The sequence below is a fragment of the Streptomyces sp. SGAir0957 genome (assembly GCF_043523415.1).
In genome coordinates, this window is the sequence record NZ_CP027293.1 from 956,282 (window position 1) to 970,756 (window position 14,475).

The following is a 14,475-nucleotide window of genomic DNA, read 5'->3' on the forward strand; positions in this document are numbered from 1 at the left end:
TCAGGCCTCCTGGACGGGACGTCGGTCGGACATGTGCGGGGCGCCGGTGCCCGCGGTGCCGCCCGCGCACAGGCGGGCCACCGCGTTCATCGGGACCGAGAGCAGTTCGGGGCGGTACACCGACTCGTAGACCACCTCGTAGACGGCGCGGTCCGCCTCGTGCGCGCGGAGCGCGGCGGGGACGGCGCGCGGGTCGAAGCCGCCCGACTCGCCGTATCCGGCGCAGAAGGCGTCCCGGCACAGGTCGGCCCAGCGGGGGTGGAACTCCCCGCCGGAGCGGGCGGCGTAGTCGAAGGAGCGGAGCATCCCGGCGACGTCCGCGATCGGCGAGCGGTCGGCGCGGCGCTCGGGGACGGGCTTGGCGGGCTCGCCCTCGAAGTCGACGATGTGCCAGCGGCCGTGGGCCTTCAGGACCTGGCCCAGGTGGAAGTCGCCGTGGGTGCGCTGGAGCGGCGCGTCGCCGCCCTCGGTGACGACCGCGGTGTAGACGTCCTGGAGGTCGGGCACGTACGGGCGCAGCTCGGGGACGCTCGCGGCGGCGCGCAGCAGCCGGTGCGTCATCGCGTCGGCGAGCCCCGCCGCCTGGTCCGCGGGCCGCGAGTCGCTCGGGAACGCCTTGGCGAGGGCCACGTGCAGCTCACCCGTGATCCTGCCCAGTTCGCGCGCCTCGTCGGTGAAGCCCGTGCGGCGGCGGCTGGATTCCAGGGCCAGTGTCCAGCCGTCCGTCGACTCGGTGAGGAACGGCTGCACCATGCCGAGCGTCGACCAGAACGGGGCCTCCGTCTGGAACCAGCCGATCGGCGCGGGGACCTGGGTGAAGCCGTGCCGGGCGAGCGCTCCGGTGACCTCCAGGTCGGGGTTGATGCCGGGCTGGATGTGGCGGAACAGTTTCAGGATGAGTTCGTCGCCGTAGACGATCGAGGTGTTGGACTGCTCCACGTCGAGGACGCGCGGGGTCAGTCCGCACGGCACCGAGGTGCGCGGCAGCGACTCGAAGCGCAGATGCCCCGCGGAGCCGCCCCTGCGCAGCCGTTCGAGGAGCACGATCGCGGCGCGGTGGTCATGGACGGCGTCGTAGACCATGAGCCGCTCGCCGGGCCGCGCCTCGACCTCACCGATCATGTGCGGGCTCATGCGCGGCGGCACGTGCGTCGCCACGCCGAGGAGGACCTGATAGTGCGCGCCGTCCGCCGCGCCCCGCTGGTCGACGCGGACCAGGAGGTGGTAGCAGTCGGTCGTCAGCGCTGTCGCGGCGGCCACCGAGACACCCGTGACATCACGGCCTTGCCCGGTGAACCATCGCTGGCGGGGGAGCCAGCGCGCCAGGAGCGCCGCGAGGGAGGAGGCGGGCACCTGGGCGGGACCGACGGCCGTATCGGACAGCAGAGGCGAAGTCATGGATCAGGTCCAATCGTGGTGTGCCATGCGGGGCGTCATGCTGGTGCCCCGCAGCCGGAACCAGTAGAAGCCGTGTCCCGCCAGGGTCAGGAGATAGGGCAGTTCTCCGATCGCGGGGAAGCGGACGTTGCCGATCAGTTCGACCGGGTGGCGTCCGTCGTAGGCCCGGAGGTCGAGCTCGGTGGGCTGGGCGAAGCGCGAGAAGTTGTGCACGCACAGCACGAGGTCGTCCTTGTACTCGCGCAGGAAGGCGAGCACGGCCGGGTTGGAGGAGGAGAGTTCGGTGTAGGAGCCGAGGCCGAACGCCGGGTTCTGCTTGCGGACCTCGATCATGCGGCGCGTCCAGTGCAGCAGTGAGGACGGCGACGCCATCTGCGCCTCGACGTTGGTGACCTGGTAGCCGTAGACCGGGTCCATGATGGTCGGCAGGGAGAGGCGGCCGGGGTCGCTGGAGGAGAAGCCGGCGTTGCGGTCGGGGGTCCACTGCATGGGGGTGCGTACCGAGTCGCGGTCGCCGAGCCAGATGTTGTCGCCCATGCCGATCTCGTCGCCGTAGTACAGGATCGGCGAGCCGGGGAGTGACATCAGCAGCGCGGTGAACAGCTCGATCTGGTTGCGGTCGTTGTCGAGCAGGGGCGCGAGGCGGCGGCGGATCCCGATGTTCGCCCGCATCCGCGGCTCTTTCGCGTACTCCGCGTACATGTAGTCGCGCTCTTCGTCGCTGACCATCTCCAGGGTCAGCTCGTCGTGGTTGCGCAGGAAGATGCCCCACTGGCAGCCCGACGGGATGGCCGGGGTCTTGGCGAGGATCTCGGAGATCGGTTCGGCGGACTCGCGGCGGACCGCCATGAAGATGCGCGGCATCACCGGGAAGTGGAACGCCATATGGCATTCGTCGCCGCCCGACGCGAAGTCACCGAAGTAGTCGACGACGTCCTCGGGCCACTGGTTCGCCTCGGCGAGGAGCACCACGTCCGGGTAGTTGGCGTCGATCTCCTTGCGGACCCGCTTGAGGAACTCGTGGGAGGCGGGCAGGTTCTCGCAGTCGGTGCCGTCCTCCGCGTAGAGGTAGGGCACCGCGTCGAGGCGGAACCCGTCGATGCCCAGGTCGAGCCAGAACCGCAGCGCGGCGATCATCTCCTCCTGCACCGCCGCGTTCTCGAAGTTGAGGTCCGGCTGGTGGGAGAAGAAGCGGTGCCAGAAGTACTGCTTGCGGACCGGGTCGAAGGTCCAGTTGGAGACCTCGGTGTCGACGAAGATGATCCGCGCGTCCTCGTACTTCTTGTCGTCGTCGGACCAGACGTAGTAGTCGCCGTAGGGTCCTTCCGGGTCGCTGCGCGACTGCTGGAACCACTCGTGCTGATCGCTCGTGTGGTTCATGACGAAGTCGACGATGACGCGCATGCCCCGCTGGTGGGCGGCGTCCACGAACTCGACGAAGTCCGCGAGGTCCCCGAACTCGGGGAGCGTGACGATGTAGTTCGCCACGTCGTAGCCGCCGTCCCGCAGGGGGCTCGTGTAGAACGGCGGCAGCCACAGGCAGTCCACGCCCAGCCATTGCAGATAGTCCAGCTTGGACGTGATGCCCTTCAGGTCACCGACGCCGTCGCCGTTGCTGTCGCAGAAGGAGCGGACGAGCACCTCGTAGAAGACGGCGCGCTTGAACCACTCGGGGTCGGGTGACTTGGTGGGCAGGTACGAGGACTGTGCGGCCTGCGCCATGTCGTCCGTGGACATTCGGGTCTGCCTCCGAGGACGCGGATGAGGTGAGGTGAGGTGATCGGGCGGTTCGGCCGGCGCGGTCTCAGCCGACGGTGAAGACGTGGGCCGGCGACTCCCCCGGCACGAGGCGCACGTAGTTGCTCGCTCCCCAGGTGTAGGTGGCACCGGTGAGCTCGTCCCGTACGGGGAACGGGGCGTCGCCGCCGTCGTTCAGCCGCGCGAGGTCGAGGCGGACCGTCGCCTCCTGAGTGTGGTGCGGGTCCAGGTTGACCACCACCAGGACCGTGTTCGGGCCACTGCGTTTGGAGTACACGATCACGGCCTCGTTGTCGGCGTGATGGAAGTGCACGTCGCGCAGCCCGCGCAGCGCCGGGTTGCGGCGCCGGATGTCGTTCAGCGCGGTGATCAGCGGGGCGATGGTGCGCCCCTCGCGCTCGGCCGCCGCCCAGTCCCGCGGGCGCAGTTCGTACTTCTCGGAGTGCAGGTACTCCTCGCTGCCGGGGCGCAGCGGGGTGTTCTCGCAGAGTTCGTAACCGCTGTAGACACCCCAGGCGGGCGAGAGGGTCGCGGCGAGGACGGCGCGCAGTTCGAACGCGGGACGGCCGCCGTGCTGCAGGAACTCGTGCAGGATGTCCGGGGTGTTGACGAAGAAGTTGGGCCGCATCGCGGCGGCCGACTCCCCCGCGAGCTCCCGCACGTACCGGGTGAGCTCCTCCTTGGTGTTGCGCCAGGTGAAGTACGTGTAGGACTGCTGGAAGCCCGCCTCGGCCAGGGACCGCATCATCGCCGGACGGGTGAACGCCTCGGCCAGGAAGACGACGTCGGGGTCGGTGCGGCCGATCTCCGTGATGATCTGCTCCCAGAACGCGACCGGCTTCGTGTGCGGGTTGTCGACGCGGAAGATGCGCACTCCGTGCGCCATCCAGTGGCGGAGCACCCGCACCGTCTCCGCGACCAGGCCGGGCAGGTCGCGGTCGAAGGCGATCGGGTAGATGTCCTGGTACTTCTTCGGCGGGTTCTCCGCGTAGGCGATCGTGCCGTCGGGGCGGTGGTGGAACCACTCCGGGTGCTTCTCCACCCAGGGGTGGTCCGGTGAGCACTGGAGGGCGAAGTCGAGCGCGACCTCCAGGCCCTCACCGCGGGCCCGCGCCACGAACGCGTCGAAGTCGTCGAGGGTGCCGAGGTCGGGGTGGATCGCGTCGTGCCCGCCCTCCGCGGAGCCGACGGCCCAGGGCACGCCGACGTCGTGCGGGCCGGGGGTCAGGCTGTTGTCCGGCCCTTTGCGGTGGGTGGTGCCGATGGGGTGGACCGGCGGCAGGTAGACGACGTCGAAGCCCATCGCCGCGATGGCGGGCAGACGGCGCGCGGCCGTGGCGAAGGTGCCGCTGACCGGCGCGGAGCCCGGCTCGACGACGGCGCCCTCCGAGCGCGGGAAGAACTCGTACCAGGCGCCGTACAGGGCGCGTTCGCGCTCCACGAGAAGGGGCAGCGGCGGGCTCTCGGTGAGCCGGTGCAGCAGCGGGTGGGCCGCGAGGACCGCGCACACCTCGGGCGCCGTGGCCGCGGCGAGCCGCTCGGCGTCGTCCCGCGCGCCGTCCGCCAGGACGCGGATCGCCTCGAACAACGTACGCCTGGCCGCCTCGTCGGCGACCCGGCCGAGGGCGCGCTCCAGGTGCTCGGCGCCCTCTTCGAGGGTGATGTCGCTGTCCACGCCGGCGGGCACCTTTATGGCGGCGTCGCGCTGCCAGGCGGCGACCGGGTCGACATGCGCCTGCACGCAGTAGCTCCACCTGCCGGTGGAGGTGGGGGTGACCTGGGCGCTCCACCGGTCCTCGCCCGGGACCAGTTCGCGCATCGGGGCACAGTCGACGGTGCGTCCTTCCGGGTCGCGCAGGACGGCGTGCGCCCGTACGACGGCGGACCCCTCGGCGAACACCAGGGCCGTGACCGGGAAAGACTCACCGACGACGGCCTTCGCCATGCCGCGGCCGCCCCCGACCCGGGGGCGCACGTCCTCGATCTGCACGGGAACCAGCTGTGCCCTGTTCGTCATCGCTCTCACCTCCAGTGCTCTGCTCGGCGGTCGGACTCGTGCGGTCGGCTCCGTCGTCCGCCGTCCGTCCCGCCCGGGGGACGGACGGCGCGCACATGGCGCTCGGCCGTGGACGCCGCCTCGCGGCCGCATCGCTCGCCGGTCGCGGCGCACAGCGCCTCGACGGCCAGCTCGAACCGCGCGCGGACCCTCGCGTCTGTGGGAGCCGCCAGGAAACGCCGCTCCCACCACCGGTATCGCTTCAGCTGTCCCTCGATCTCCTCGCCGACCTGTGATGCGTCCATGGCATCCGTCGACCTCCTGGAATCCATGGAGACATGACTCCACGGGTTGCCGAACATGCACGGAGTGAGAGCGGACCGTCACTCAGGGCCGCTCCCCACCATGGTGCGGGGTGATCGGCGATCCGTCCTGTTGAGCGCAGCGTGATGGGCCGGTCACGCTCGTGTTGCACCAATGGAGTATGCGGTTGACGCTGGTCCTGACTCCCGAGCGAGCAGAGCTCACGCGACGTGCGCACGGGAAGTCGTCGCGTCCAGGCGTGAGTCACGCGGTGAGGAGCACGAACCATGAACCGGACAGAGCCCCGCTACTACCACGTCGAGGTGGAGTCCTCGCCGGAGCGCGTCGCGCAGATGCAGCGCGTCGTCGCGGCCCACCTCCGCTACTGGGGGCTGCAGAAGCTGGTGACGTCGGCGACCCGCGGGGTCGGTCTGCTGCTGCACGCGGCCGCCGAAGGGCCGGTCGAGCGCGTGGAGATCGAGACGTGGTGGACCGGCCAGCATCTGATCACCGCGGTGTCGCACCACGACGCCTCCGAGGCCGAGCGGCCCGAGGACCCGGAGTCCCACCTGCTGGAAATAGCGACATTGAGCGACGGCTGGGGCAGCTGCACGACGAACAGCCGGCGCATCATCTGGTTCTCCCTGCGCAAGTCCGACCACGACCGTGAGCCGCTCGCCGGCAAGGAACCCGCGCCGTGGTCCAGTGAGGCGCTGACCTTGCCGCAGACCCCGGTGGCGCCCGGGAGCGCGGTGCGCGAGATCGCCCGCGCCCTGGAGAGCGCGCCCGCCGGAACCGCCTCGTGACGGGCCGGGGGAAGAACTCCGGGGACGGGGGCGTCCAGGCGGGACGTCCCTACCCGCTCGGCGCCACCTATGACGGCCACGGCACGAACTTCGCTTTGTTCAGCGCGGTCGCCGACCAGGTCGACCTGGTCCTCCTCGACGAGGACGGCGGCGAACGGACGGTGACGCTGCCCGAGGTCGACGGCAGCGTGTGGCACGGCTACCTGCCGGACGTCGGCCCGCGCCGACGGTACGGCTACCGCGTGCACGGCCCGTGGGAGCCCAGCTCGGGACACCGCTGCGACTCCTCGGCGTTCCTCCTCGACCCCTACGCCCTCGCCGTGCACGAGCAGCCGAAGCGCGAGGGCGAGGCCGGGCACGGGCTGTGCGGGGTCGTCGTCGACCGCTCCTTCGACTGGGGCGACGACAAGCCGCCGTCGTACTCGTACACCGACTCGGTCATCTACGAGGCACACGTACGGGGGCTCTCCCGCACCCATCCGGGGGTGCCCGAGGAGTTGCGCGGCACCTACGCGGGGCTCGCGCACCCGGCCGTCGTCGAGCACCTGAAGTCCCTTGGCGTGACCGCGGTCGAGCTGATGCCGGTGCACCAGTTCCTCCAGGACGGGTTCCTGCTCGACCAGGGCCTCTCCAACTACTGGGGCTACAACACGATCGGCTTCTTCGCGCCGCACCACGAGTACGCCGCCCGGGGCACGCTCGGCGAACAGGTCACCGAGTTCAAGCAGATGGTGAAGGACCTGCACGCCGCCGGGCTCGAAGTAATCCTCGACGTGGTCTACAACCACACGGCCGAGGGCAACGAGAACGGGCCGACGCTCTCCTTCCGCGGCATCGACAACGCCTCGTACTACCGCCTGTCCGACGAGGACTTCAGCCGCTACTACGACACCACGGGCACCGGCAACAGCCTGCTCGTGCGCCACCCGAACGTCCTCCAGCTCATCATGGACTCCCTGCGGTACTGGGTCACCGAATGCCATGTCGACGGCTTCCGCTTCGACCTGGCGGCGACCCTGGCCCGCCAGTTCCACGAGGTGGACCGGCTGTCCGCGTTCTTCGACGTCATCCAGCAGGACCCGGTGATCAGCCGCGTCAAGCTGATCGCGGAGCCGTGGGACCTCGGCGACGGCGGCTACCAGGTCGGCAACTTCCCCCCGCTGTGGTCCGAGTGGAACGGCAAGTACCGCGACTGCGTACGCGACTTCTGGCGCACCACCGACCACTCCCTGCCGGAGTTCGCCTCCCGCCTCACCGGCTCCGCCGACCTGTACGAGCACGAAGGGCGCCGGCCGCGCGCGAGCGTCAACTTCATCACCGCGCACGACGGGTTCACCCTGCGCGACCTGGTCTCGTACAACGACAAGCACAACGACGCCAACGGCGAGGACAACCAGGACGGCGAGAGCCACAACCGGTCCTGGAACTGCGGCGCCGAGGGCCCCACGAAGGACCCGGCGGTCCAGGAACTGCGCGCCCGCCAGCAGCGCAACTTCCTGACCACGCTGATGCTGTCGCAGGGCATCCCGATGCTGAGCCACGGCGACGAGCTGAGCCGCACCCAGGACGGCAACAACAACGCCTACTGCCAGGACAACGAGCTGAGCTGGATCGACTGGGACCTCGGCGAGGAGGAGCGGGAGCTGCTCGGCTTCACCCGGGAGCTGATCGCCCTGCGCAAGGCCCATCCGGTGCTGCGCCGCCGCCACTTCTTCGAGGGCGTCCCGCAGCAGGACGGGCACCTTCCCGACCTGGTCTGGCTGCGGCCGGACGCCGCCGAGATGACCCCGAAGGACTGGGGCCGGCCGGACGCGCACGCGATCGGCGTGTTCCTGAACGGCGACGAGATCTCGGCACCGGCGTCACGCAACCGTACGGCCGTCGACGACTCCTTCCTGCTGCTGTTCAACGGCTTCTGGGAGCCGATGGAGTTCGTGCTGCCCGCGGCCTGCTTCGGGACGCGCTGGACCACGCTCATCGACACCGCCGAACCGAACGGCGCGGCCGACGAGCGGGAGCACAAGGCGGGGACCTCGCTGCTCGTGACGGAGCGGAGCCTGGTCGTGCTGTCCCGCCCACCGGGCGAGACCGAGGGCAGGCGCAAGCGCCGGTAGCTCACACCTGTTCACACATATGCCGTCACCGGGACACCCGTTCCGGTGACGGCATCGGTTTTGCAACGATGCATTGACGGGACGGCATCCGAGGCACAAAGATCGACGGGCACGTATGACAACGTTGTCGCACGAGAGGATCGCGATGCGAGCGTGGAAACGCCTGTCCACCGCCTTCTTGGTCATCGCCACCATGGCCACCGCCACCGCCACCACGACCGGCGTCGCGAGCGCGCACGAGCAGGGGCCGCAGTTCGCCAAGGACCCCACCACCCTGGTCGACACGTCGATCGGCAACAACGGTGACGGCACCACGTTCCCGGGCGCCACGACCCCGTTCGGCATGGTGCAGCTCAGCCCCGACACCCAGCTGAACAAGTACGCGTCCTACGACTACGCGCAGGACACCATCCTCGGCTTCAGCCACACCCACCTGTCGGGCGTCGGCTGCCAGACGATGGGCAACATCCGGTTCATGCCGACCACGGGCGCGGTCACCTCGTCCGACCCGGCCCGGTACGCCGCCAAGTTCAGCCACGCCGACGAGGACCGGTCGCCCGGCTACTACGGCGTGACGTTCGACAACGGCATCGAGGCCGAGCTGAGCGCCACCCAGCGCACCGGCCAGCACCGCTACACCTTCCCCGCCTCCTCCGCCGCGCAGAACGTGCTCATCGAGGCCGGCGAGAGCAACGGCAGCACCTACGCCGGCGACATCAAGGTCGTCGGGAACGACACCGTCGAGGGCTGGGTCCAGGGCGGCAACTTCTGCGGGGAGACCGGCAAGGAGCGCTACCGCGTCTACTTCAGCGCGAAGTTCGACCGGACGTTCAAGACGTTCGGCACGTGGACGGACTCCACGCTCACCCCTGGACAGCGCGAGGCGTCGCGCGGCAGCAAGCGCGCCGGTGCCTGGCTGTCGTTCGACCCGGCCAAGGGCGACCGCGTCGGCTCCTCGGTGGGGCTCTCCTACACCTCGGTCGACGGGGCGCGGCTCAACCGCAAGGCGGAGCAGCCCCGTTCGTTCGACAAGGCGCGCTCTAGCGCACATGACACCTGGCGGGACGAGCTGAACCGGATGCGGGTGGCCGGTGGCTCCACCGCCGACCAGCGCACGTACTACAGCGCGCTCTACCACTCGCTCCTGCACCCCTCGATAGGTTCCGACGTCGACAACCGCTACCGCGGCTTCGACGACAAGGTGCACCGGGCGGACGCGCCGTACTACCAGATGTTCTCCCTGTGGGACACCTACCGTTCGCAGAACCAGTTGGTCGCGTTGCTCGAACCGGACAGGGCCACGGACATGGCCAAGTCGGTCCTGCGGATCTACGAGGACGGCGGCTGGCTGCCGCGCTGGGGGCTCGGCGGCGGTGAGACCAACGTGATGAGCGGCGACCCCGTCACCCCGTGGGTCGTCGATCTGTACCACCGCGGTCTGCTCGACAAGCGCACGTCGGCCAAGCTGTTCGACGCACTGTGGAAGAACGCCAACGAGGTCCCCGCCGACCAGTCGCTCTTCCGCGGCCGCGACGGCAATCCGACCTACGTGAAGAACGGCTTCGTCGGCTACCAGAACCTGCCGGGCTACAAGTTCGGCGACAGCCGTCAGGCGGGCTCGGCGACTCTCGAGTACGCGCTCGCCGACTGCTCCCTGTCCACGATGGCGTCGGGCCTCGGCCACCAGGACAAGGCGGCGACGCTCGCCGCGCGCTGCGACAACTTCGCCACGTTGTGGGACACCTCCGTCACGTCGCAGGGCTTCACCGGGTTCCCGGTCACGAGGAACGCCGACGGCAGCGTCGCCGGTGACCCCGACCCGACCCAGTCCGGCGCCTTCCACGAGGGCACCGCCTGGCAGTACCAGTGGCTCGCGCAGCAGGACCCGAAGACCCTCTTCGGCCTGATGGGTGGTCAGAAGAGCGCCGAGCAGCGGCTCGACACGTTCTTCGACCTGCCGACCGTGCTCACCGACCCGGCGAAGGCCGCCTCGGAGTCCTGGGTGACGGGCGCCTACGACTACCACAACAACTTCGCCTTCAACCCGAACAACGAGCCCGACTTCCACGCGCCGTGGATGTACGCGTGGACCGGCTCCCCGTGGAAGACCTCGGCGGTGCTGCGCGCGCTGCGGACGCTCTACACCGACGACGCGTACGGCATGCCCGGCAATGACGACCTCGGCTCGACGTCGTCGCTGCTCGTCTTCGCCATGGCGGGCGTCTTCGAGGCGCAGCCCGGCTCGGCGAACTACATCGTCTCGGCGCCCATGTTCGACAAGGTCGAGATCCGGCCCGCGCACGGCCGCCGCATCACCGTCGAGGCGCCGGGCGCCGACGCCTCGAAGCAGCAGTACGTGTCCTCGGTGCGGACCGGCAAGGGCGCGCTGCGCCAGAGCTGGCTCTCGCACAAGGACCTGCTCCGCTCCGGCACGATCAAGGTCGGGCTCTCGGAGCGGCCGACGAACTGGGGCACCGGAACGGCGCCGCCCGCGCTGGCGTCCCGGCACTGAGCGGGAGCGAGTGCGGCCCTCCCCTCGTGGGGCCGCACTCGCCGCCCCGGGATCGGCGGACCCGCGTCCACTCAAGTGGGGAATGCTCCCCGTTTACCGACCAGACGATAACATCTCCTCCGGGGAATACTCCCCAGTTCCTGGCACGACCTCCGGAGGACGACGATGACTGACGGCGCAGACCGCGGAGCGGCTCCGCGCCGGCGCGACGCGCGCCGCAATCGCGAGCTGCTGACCGAGGCGGCCCGCGAGGTCTTCCGCGAGCAGGGCCTCGAGGCACCCCTCGACGTCATCGCGCGCAGGGCCGGGGTCGGCAACGCGACGCTGTACCGCCACTTCCCGACCCGCGTCGCCCTCGTCGACGCCGTCTTCCACGAGCCGCTGGCCGACACGATGACCGCGGGCGAGGAGGCCCGCCGCGCCGCCGACGCGTGGGCGGGGCTGACCGCCTACCTCGACGCCGTCTTCACCGTCCTCGCCTCCGACCGCGGCACCAACGACCTCATGACGACGCCGCTGCGGGGCGTCGAGGCGCTGGAGGCCGTGCACGCGCACAACCGCCGCACCCTGGAACTCCTCCTCGAACGCGGCCGCGAGCAGGGCACCGTACGCCCCGACCTCACCCCCGAGGACGTCCTCTTCGCCCTGGCCGCCCTCGGCCGGGCCGTCCCGGCGCTGTCGGCCGCGACCTCAACCGAGGCGTGGCGCCGCCCACTCGCCCTGTTCCTGGACGGCCTGCGCGCCGCGCCCGCCACGCCGCCCCTCCCCTCCCCGGCTCTCACCCCTGAACAACTGGGCGCTGTGCTCGGCGAACTGGGGCCGCATCGAGCGCCGAGCGCGTAGGCGAAATCCGGCCGCAGTCGGCCCCGTACGGGAATTGGCGCGTCCGAAGCGTTGACGTGTTCCTGGCGAGTGCGTAAAAACTGCCCTTACAACGATGTAAGAACGCGCTGCACGCCCCTGTCGCAGCGCCGCACGCCCCGGCACACCTTCGGCACCCCTTCACGGATCCACCCGGCCGCGCCCCGCGACACGAGGAGCTCCGATGCGCCATCAGCCCGTCCCCCTCCGCTCGTCCACCCGCCGCAGACCGGCGCGCCACGCGCTCGGCGTCCTGCTCTCCACCCTCGCCCTGCTCCTGGGCGGCGCCACCGCCCTGGCCCCCGCCACGCAGGCGGCGCCCACCGCCTGGACCCCCAAACCGGCGCCGATGACCACGCCGTGGACCGATCAGGTCTCCCAGAACAATCCGCTCCCCGAATATCCGAGACCCCAGCTGACCAGGCCCGACTGGGCGAACCTCAACGGCATCTGGGACTTCGCCGTCACCTCGGCGAGCGCCGGGCAGCCGGCGTCGTTCACCGAGCAGATCCGGGTCCCGTTCGTCGCGGAGTCCGCGCTCTCCGGCATCCAGCGCAAGATCACCCAGAATGACAAGCTCTGGTACAAGCGCACCTTCACCGTGCCGTCCAACTGGAACGGCCGCCGGGTCCAGCTCAACTTCGGCGCCAGCGACTGGCGTACGACGGTGTGGGTCAACGGGCAGCAGGCGGGCGCCGTGCACAGCGGCGGCTACGACGCCTTCGGCTACGACATCACCCCCCTGCTCAACGGCGGTACGAACACCCTCGTGGTCTCCGTCTTCGACCCGACACAGACCGGCGGCCAGGCCGTCGGCAAGCAGCGCATCAACGATGTGACGCCGCACCCCGGTGGCGGCATCTTCTACACCGCCGCCTCCGGGATCTGGCAGACCGTGTGGCTGGAACCGACCGCCCCGGCCCACATCACCCGCCTCGACATGGTGCCGAACCTGTCCGACTCGACCCTCCGCGTCACCGTCCGGGGCGACGGGGTCAGCGGCCAGAGCGCCCGCGTCACCGTCAGCTCCGGCGGCACGACCGTGGGCACGGCGACCGGCGCGGTCGGCTCGCAGCTGTCGGTGCGCATCACCAGCCCGCGTCTGTGGTCGCCGGACGATCCGTTCCTGTACGACGTGAAGGCCGAACTCGTCTCCGGCTCCGCCGTGGTCGACGGCGTCGGCTCGTACGCCGGTATGCGCTCGATCTCGCGCGGCACGGTCGACGGCAAGCAACGACTCCTGCTCAACGGCCAGTTCGTGTTCCAGACCGGCACCCTCGACCAGGGGTACTGGCCCGACGGGATCTACACCGCGCCCACCGACGAGGCCCTCAAGTACGACCTCCAGAAGCACAAGGACCTCGGCTTCAACATGGTCCGCAAGCACATCAAGGTCGAGCCGCAGCGCTGGTTCTACTGGGCCGACCGGCTCGGGCTCCTCGTCTGGCAGGACATGCCCGCCATGGACACCCGCACCCCGGACTCCGCCGCCCGCACCCAGTGGGAGGCCGAGTTCGACCAGATCATCGACGAGCACCGCAGCTCGCCCTCGCTCGTCATGTGGGTCGACGAGAACGAGGGCTGGGGCCAGTACGACCAGGCCCGCATCGCCGACAAGGTGAAGGCGGCCGACCCCTCCCGCCTCGTCGACAACATGAGCGGCATCAACTGCTGCGGCGCGGTCGACGGCGGCAACGGTGACGTCATCGACCACCACAACTACGTGGGACCGGGGGTCACCCGCCCGTCGTCGACCCGTGCCGCCGTCCTCGGTGAGTTCGGCGGGCTCGGGCTCCGGGTGTCCGGGCACGAGTGGTCGCCGGGCAACGGGTTCTCGTACGAGGACCAGGCCGACGCGGCCCACCTGAACAACCGGTTCATCGGCCTCATCGACGCGCTGCGCCTCCAGCAGATGCCGACCGGCCTCTCCGCCTCCGTCTACACGGAGATCACGGACGTCGAGAACGAGGTCAACGGCCTCCTGACCTACAACCGGCAGGTGACCAAGGTCGACCAGGCCCGGGTCAAGGCGGCGAACCAGGCCCTGATCAACGCCTCCAGGAGCCCGGCGGCACCGGTCACGCTGCCCACCGGGTACAGGTCGCTGCGCGTCACCACGCCCGGCTACACCGACCGCTACATCCGGCACAAGGACGCGCTCGCGTACACGGAGGTCGTCAACAGCTCCAGCAGCGACCTGCTGAAGAACGACGCCACCTGGCGCGTCGTGCCCGGCCTCGCGGACAGCGCCTGCTACTCCTTCGAGTCCCGCAACTATCCGGGCGAGTACCTGCGCCACCGCGAGTTCCGGGTGCACCGGGAGGCCGGTGACGGCTCGGCGCTGTTCCGCGCGGACGCCACCTTCTGCGCCGTGCAGGGGCAAGGCGGGGTCCGGCTGATGGCCCAGAACTATCCGGGCCAGTACCTGCGGCACTACAACGCCGAGCTCTATCTCGCCGTCCCCGGCGGTTCGCGGGCCGCGGACAACCCGGGCCTGTTCACCGAGGACACGACATGGGCGGTGGAGGCGCCGTGGGCACCTTGACGCGCTGACGGCCCCGCCCTTCGCTGACGGCCCCGCCCTTCGCGGGCGGGGCCGTTCCCCGTGTTCGGCCGCGGGGTGGTGCGGCCGGAGGTGTCGGCCACCGCGAGCCGCCTCACCCTCCGGGGTGTCGGCGGCGGCAGCGGGGGCACCCGGACGATCACCCTCCACTACGCCACGGCGGA

The 14,475-nt window shown here is 70.3% G+C and carries 9 protein-coding genes; 5 read left to right on the plus strand and 4 right to left on the minus strand.

Going from position 1 to position 14,475, the window contains the following annotated elements; genetic code table 11:
• The 4 genes from C1N81_RS09590 to C1N81_RS09605 form a co-directional block, all read right to left on the minus strand.
• Complete coding sequence (locus tag C1N81_RS09590; RefSeq protein WP_394428328.1) at nucleotides 1-1,398, minus strand: maltokinase N-terminal cap-like domain-containing protein; 1,398 nt, start codon at nucleotides 1,396-1,398, stop codon at nucleotides 1-3.
• Between the two features lie 3 nt (nucleotides 1,399-1,401).
• Nucleotides 1,402-3,135 (minus strand): maltose alpha-D-glucosyltransferase, encoded by a 1,734-nt coding sequence (gene treS, locus C1N81_RS09595; protein WP_394428329.1) that lies wholly within the window; start codon nucleotides 3,133-3,135, stop codon nucleotides 1,402-1,404.
• Nucleotides 3,136-3,202: 67 nt separating this feature from the next.
• Nucleotides 3,203-5,173: an alpha-1,4-glucan--maltose-1-phosphate maltosyltransferase gene (locus C1N81_RS09600; protein WP_394428330.1), complete on the minus strand. Its 1,971-nt coding sequence runs from the start codon at nucleotides 5,171-5,173 to the stop codon at nucleotides 3,203-3,205.
• A gap of 5 nt (nucleotides 5,174-5,178) precedes the next feature.
• The gene (locus tag C1N81_RS09605; protein WP_394428331.1) at nucleotides 5,179-5,457 is read right to left on the minus strand and encodes a DUF5133 domain-containing protein; all 279 of its coding nucleotides are present in this window, start codon (nucleotides 5,455-5,457) and stop codon (nucleotides 5,179-5,181) included.
• Nucleotides 5,458-5,742: 285 nt separating this feature from the next.
• Between C1N81_RS09605 and C1N81_RS09610 the strand changes: the two genes are divergently transcribed.
• The 5 genes from C1N81_RS09610 (at nucleotide 5,743) to C1N81_RS09630 (ending at nucleotide 14,293) form a co-directional block, all read left to right on the plus strand.
• Nucleotides 5,743-6,261, plus strand: a complete 519-nt coding sequence (locus C1N81_RS09610; RefSeq protein ID WP_394428332.1) for a pep a2 — start codon at nucleotides 5,743-5,745, stop codon at nucleotides 6,259-6,261.
• Complete coding sequence (gene glgX, locus C1N81_RS09615) at nucleotides 6,258-8,375, plus strand: glycogen debranching protein GlgX (RefSeq protein WP_394428333.1); 2,118 nt, start codon at nucleotides 6,258-6,260, stop codon at nucleotides 8,373-8,375. The genes C1N81_RS09610 and glgX overlap by 4 nt, the downstream gene beginning before the upstream one ends.
• Nucleotides 8,376-8,520: 145 nt before the next feature.
• Entirely contained in the window at nucleotides 8,521-10,887 is a 2,367-nt protein-coding gene (locus C1N81_RS09620; RefSeq protein WP_394428334.1) for a GH92 family glycosyl hydrolase, read from the plus strand.
• Between the two features lie 165 nt (nucleotides 10,888-11,052).
• Nucleotides 11,053-11,730 (plus strand): TetR/AcrR family transcriptional regulator, encoded by a 678-nt coding sequence (locus tag C1N81_RS09625; protein WP_394428335.1) that lies wholly within the window; start codon nucleotides 11,053-11,055, stop codon nucleotides 11,728-11,730.
• Between the two features lie 202 nt (nucleotides 11,731-11,932).
• On the plus strand, nucleotides 11,933-14,293 hold the full coding sequence (locus tag C1N81_RS09630; RefSeq protein ID WP_394428336.1) for an AbfB domain-containing protein: 2,361 nt from the start codon (nucleotides 11,933-11,935) through the stop codon (nucleotides 14,291-14,293).
• Nucleotides 14,294-14,475 lie beyond the last annotated feature (182 nt).

Excerpts from the sequence above, each read along its gene's own strand:
- C1N81_RS09610 (WP_394428332.1), top strand. The coding sequence starts at position 5,743 with ATGAACCGGACAGAGCCCCGCTACTACCACGTCGAGGTGGAGTCCTCG.
- C1N81_RS09620 (WP_394428334.1), top strand. The coding sequence starts at position 8,521 with ATGCGAGCGTGGAAACGCCTGTCCACCGCCTTCTTGGTCATCGCCACC.
- C1N81_RS09605 (WP_394428331.1), bottom strand. The coding sequence starts at position 5,457 with ATGGACGCATCACAGGTCGGCGAGGAGATCGAGGGACAGCTGAAGCGA.
- C1N81_RS09590 (WP_394428328.1), bottom strand. The coding sequence starts at position 1,398 with ATGACTTCGCCTCTGCTGTCCGATACGGCCGTCGGTCCCGCCCAGGTG.
- C1N81_RS09600 (WP_394428330.1), bottom strand. The coding sequence starts at position 5,173 with ATGACGAACAGGGCACAGCTGGTTCCCGTGCAGATCGAGGACGTGCGC.
- C1N81_RS09625 (WP_394428335.1), top strand. The coding sequence starts at position 11,053 with ATGACTGACGGCGCAGACCGCGGAGCGGCTCCGCGCCGGCGCGACGCG.
- treS (WP_394428329.1), bottom strand. The coding sequence starts at position 3,135 with ATGTCCACGGACGACATGGCGCAGGCCGCACAGTCCTCGTACCTGCCC.
- C1N81_RS09630 (WP_394428336.1), top strand. The coding sequence starts at position 11,933 with ATGCGCCATCAGCCCGTCCCCCTCCGCTCGTCCACCCGCCGCAGACCG.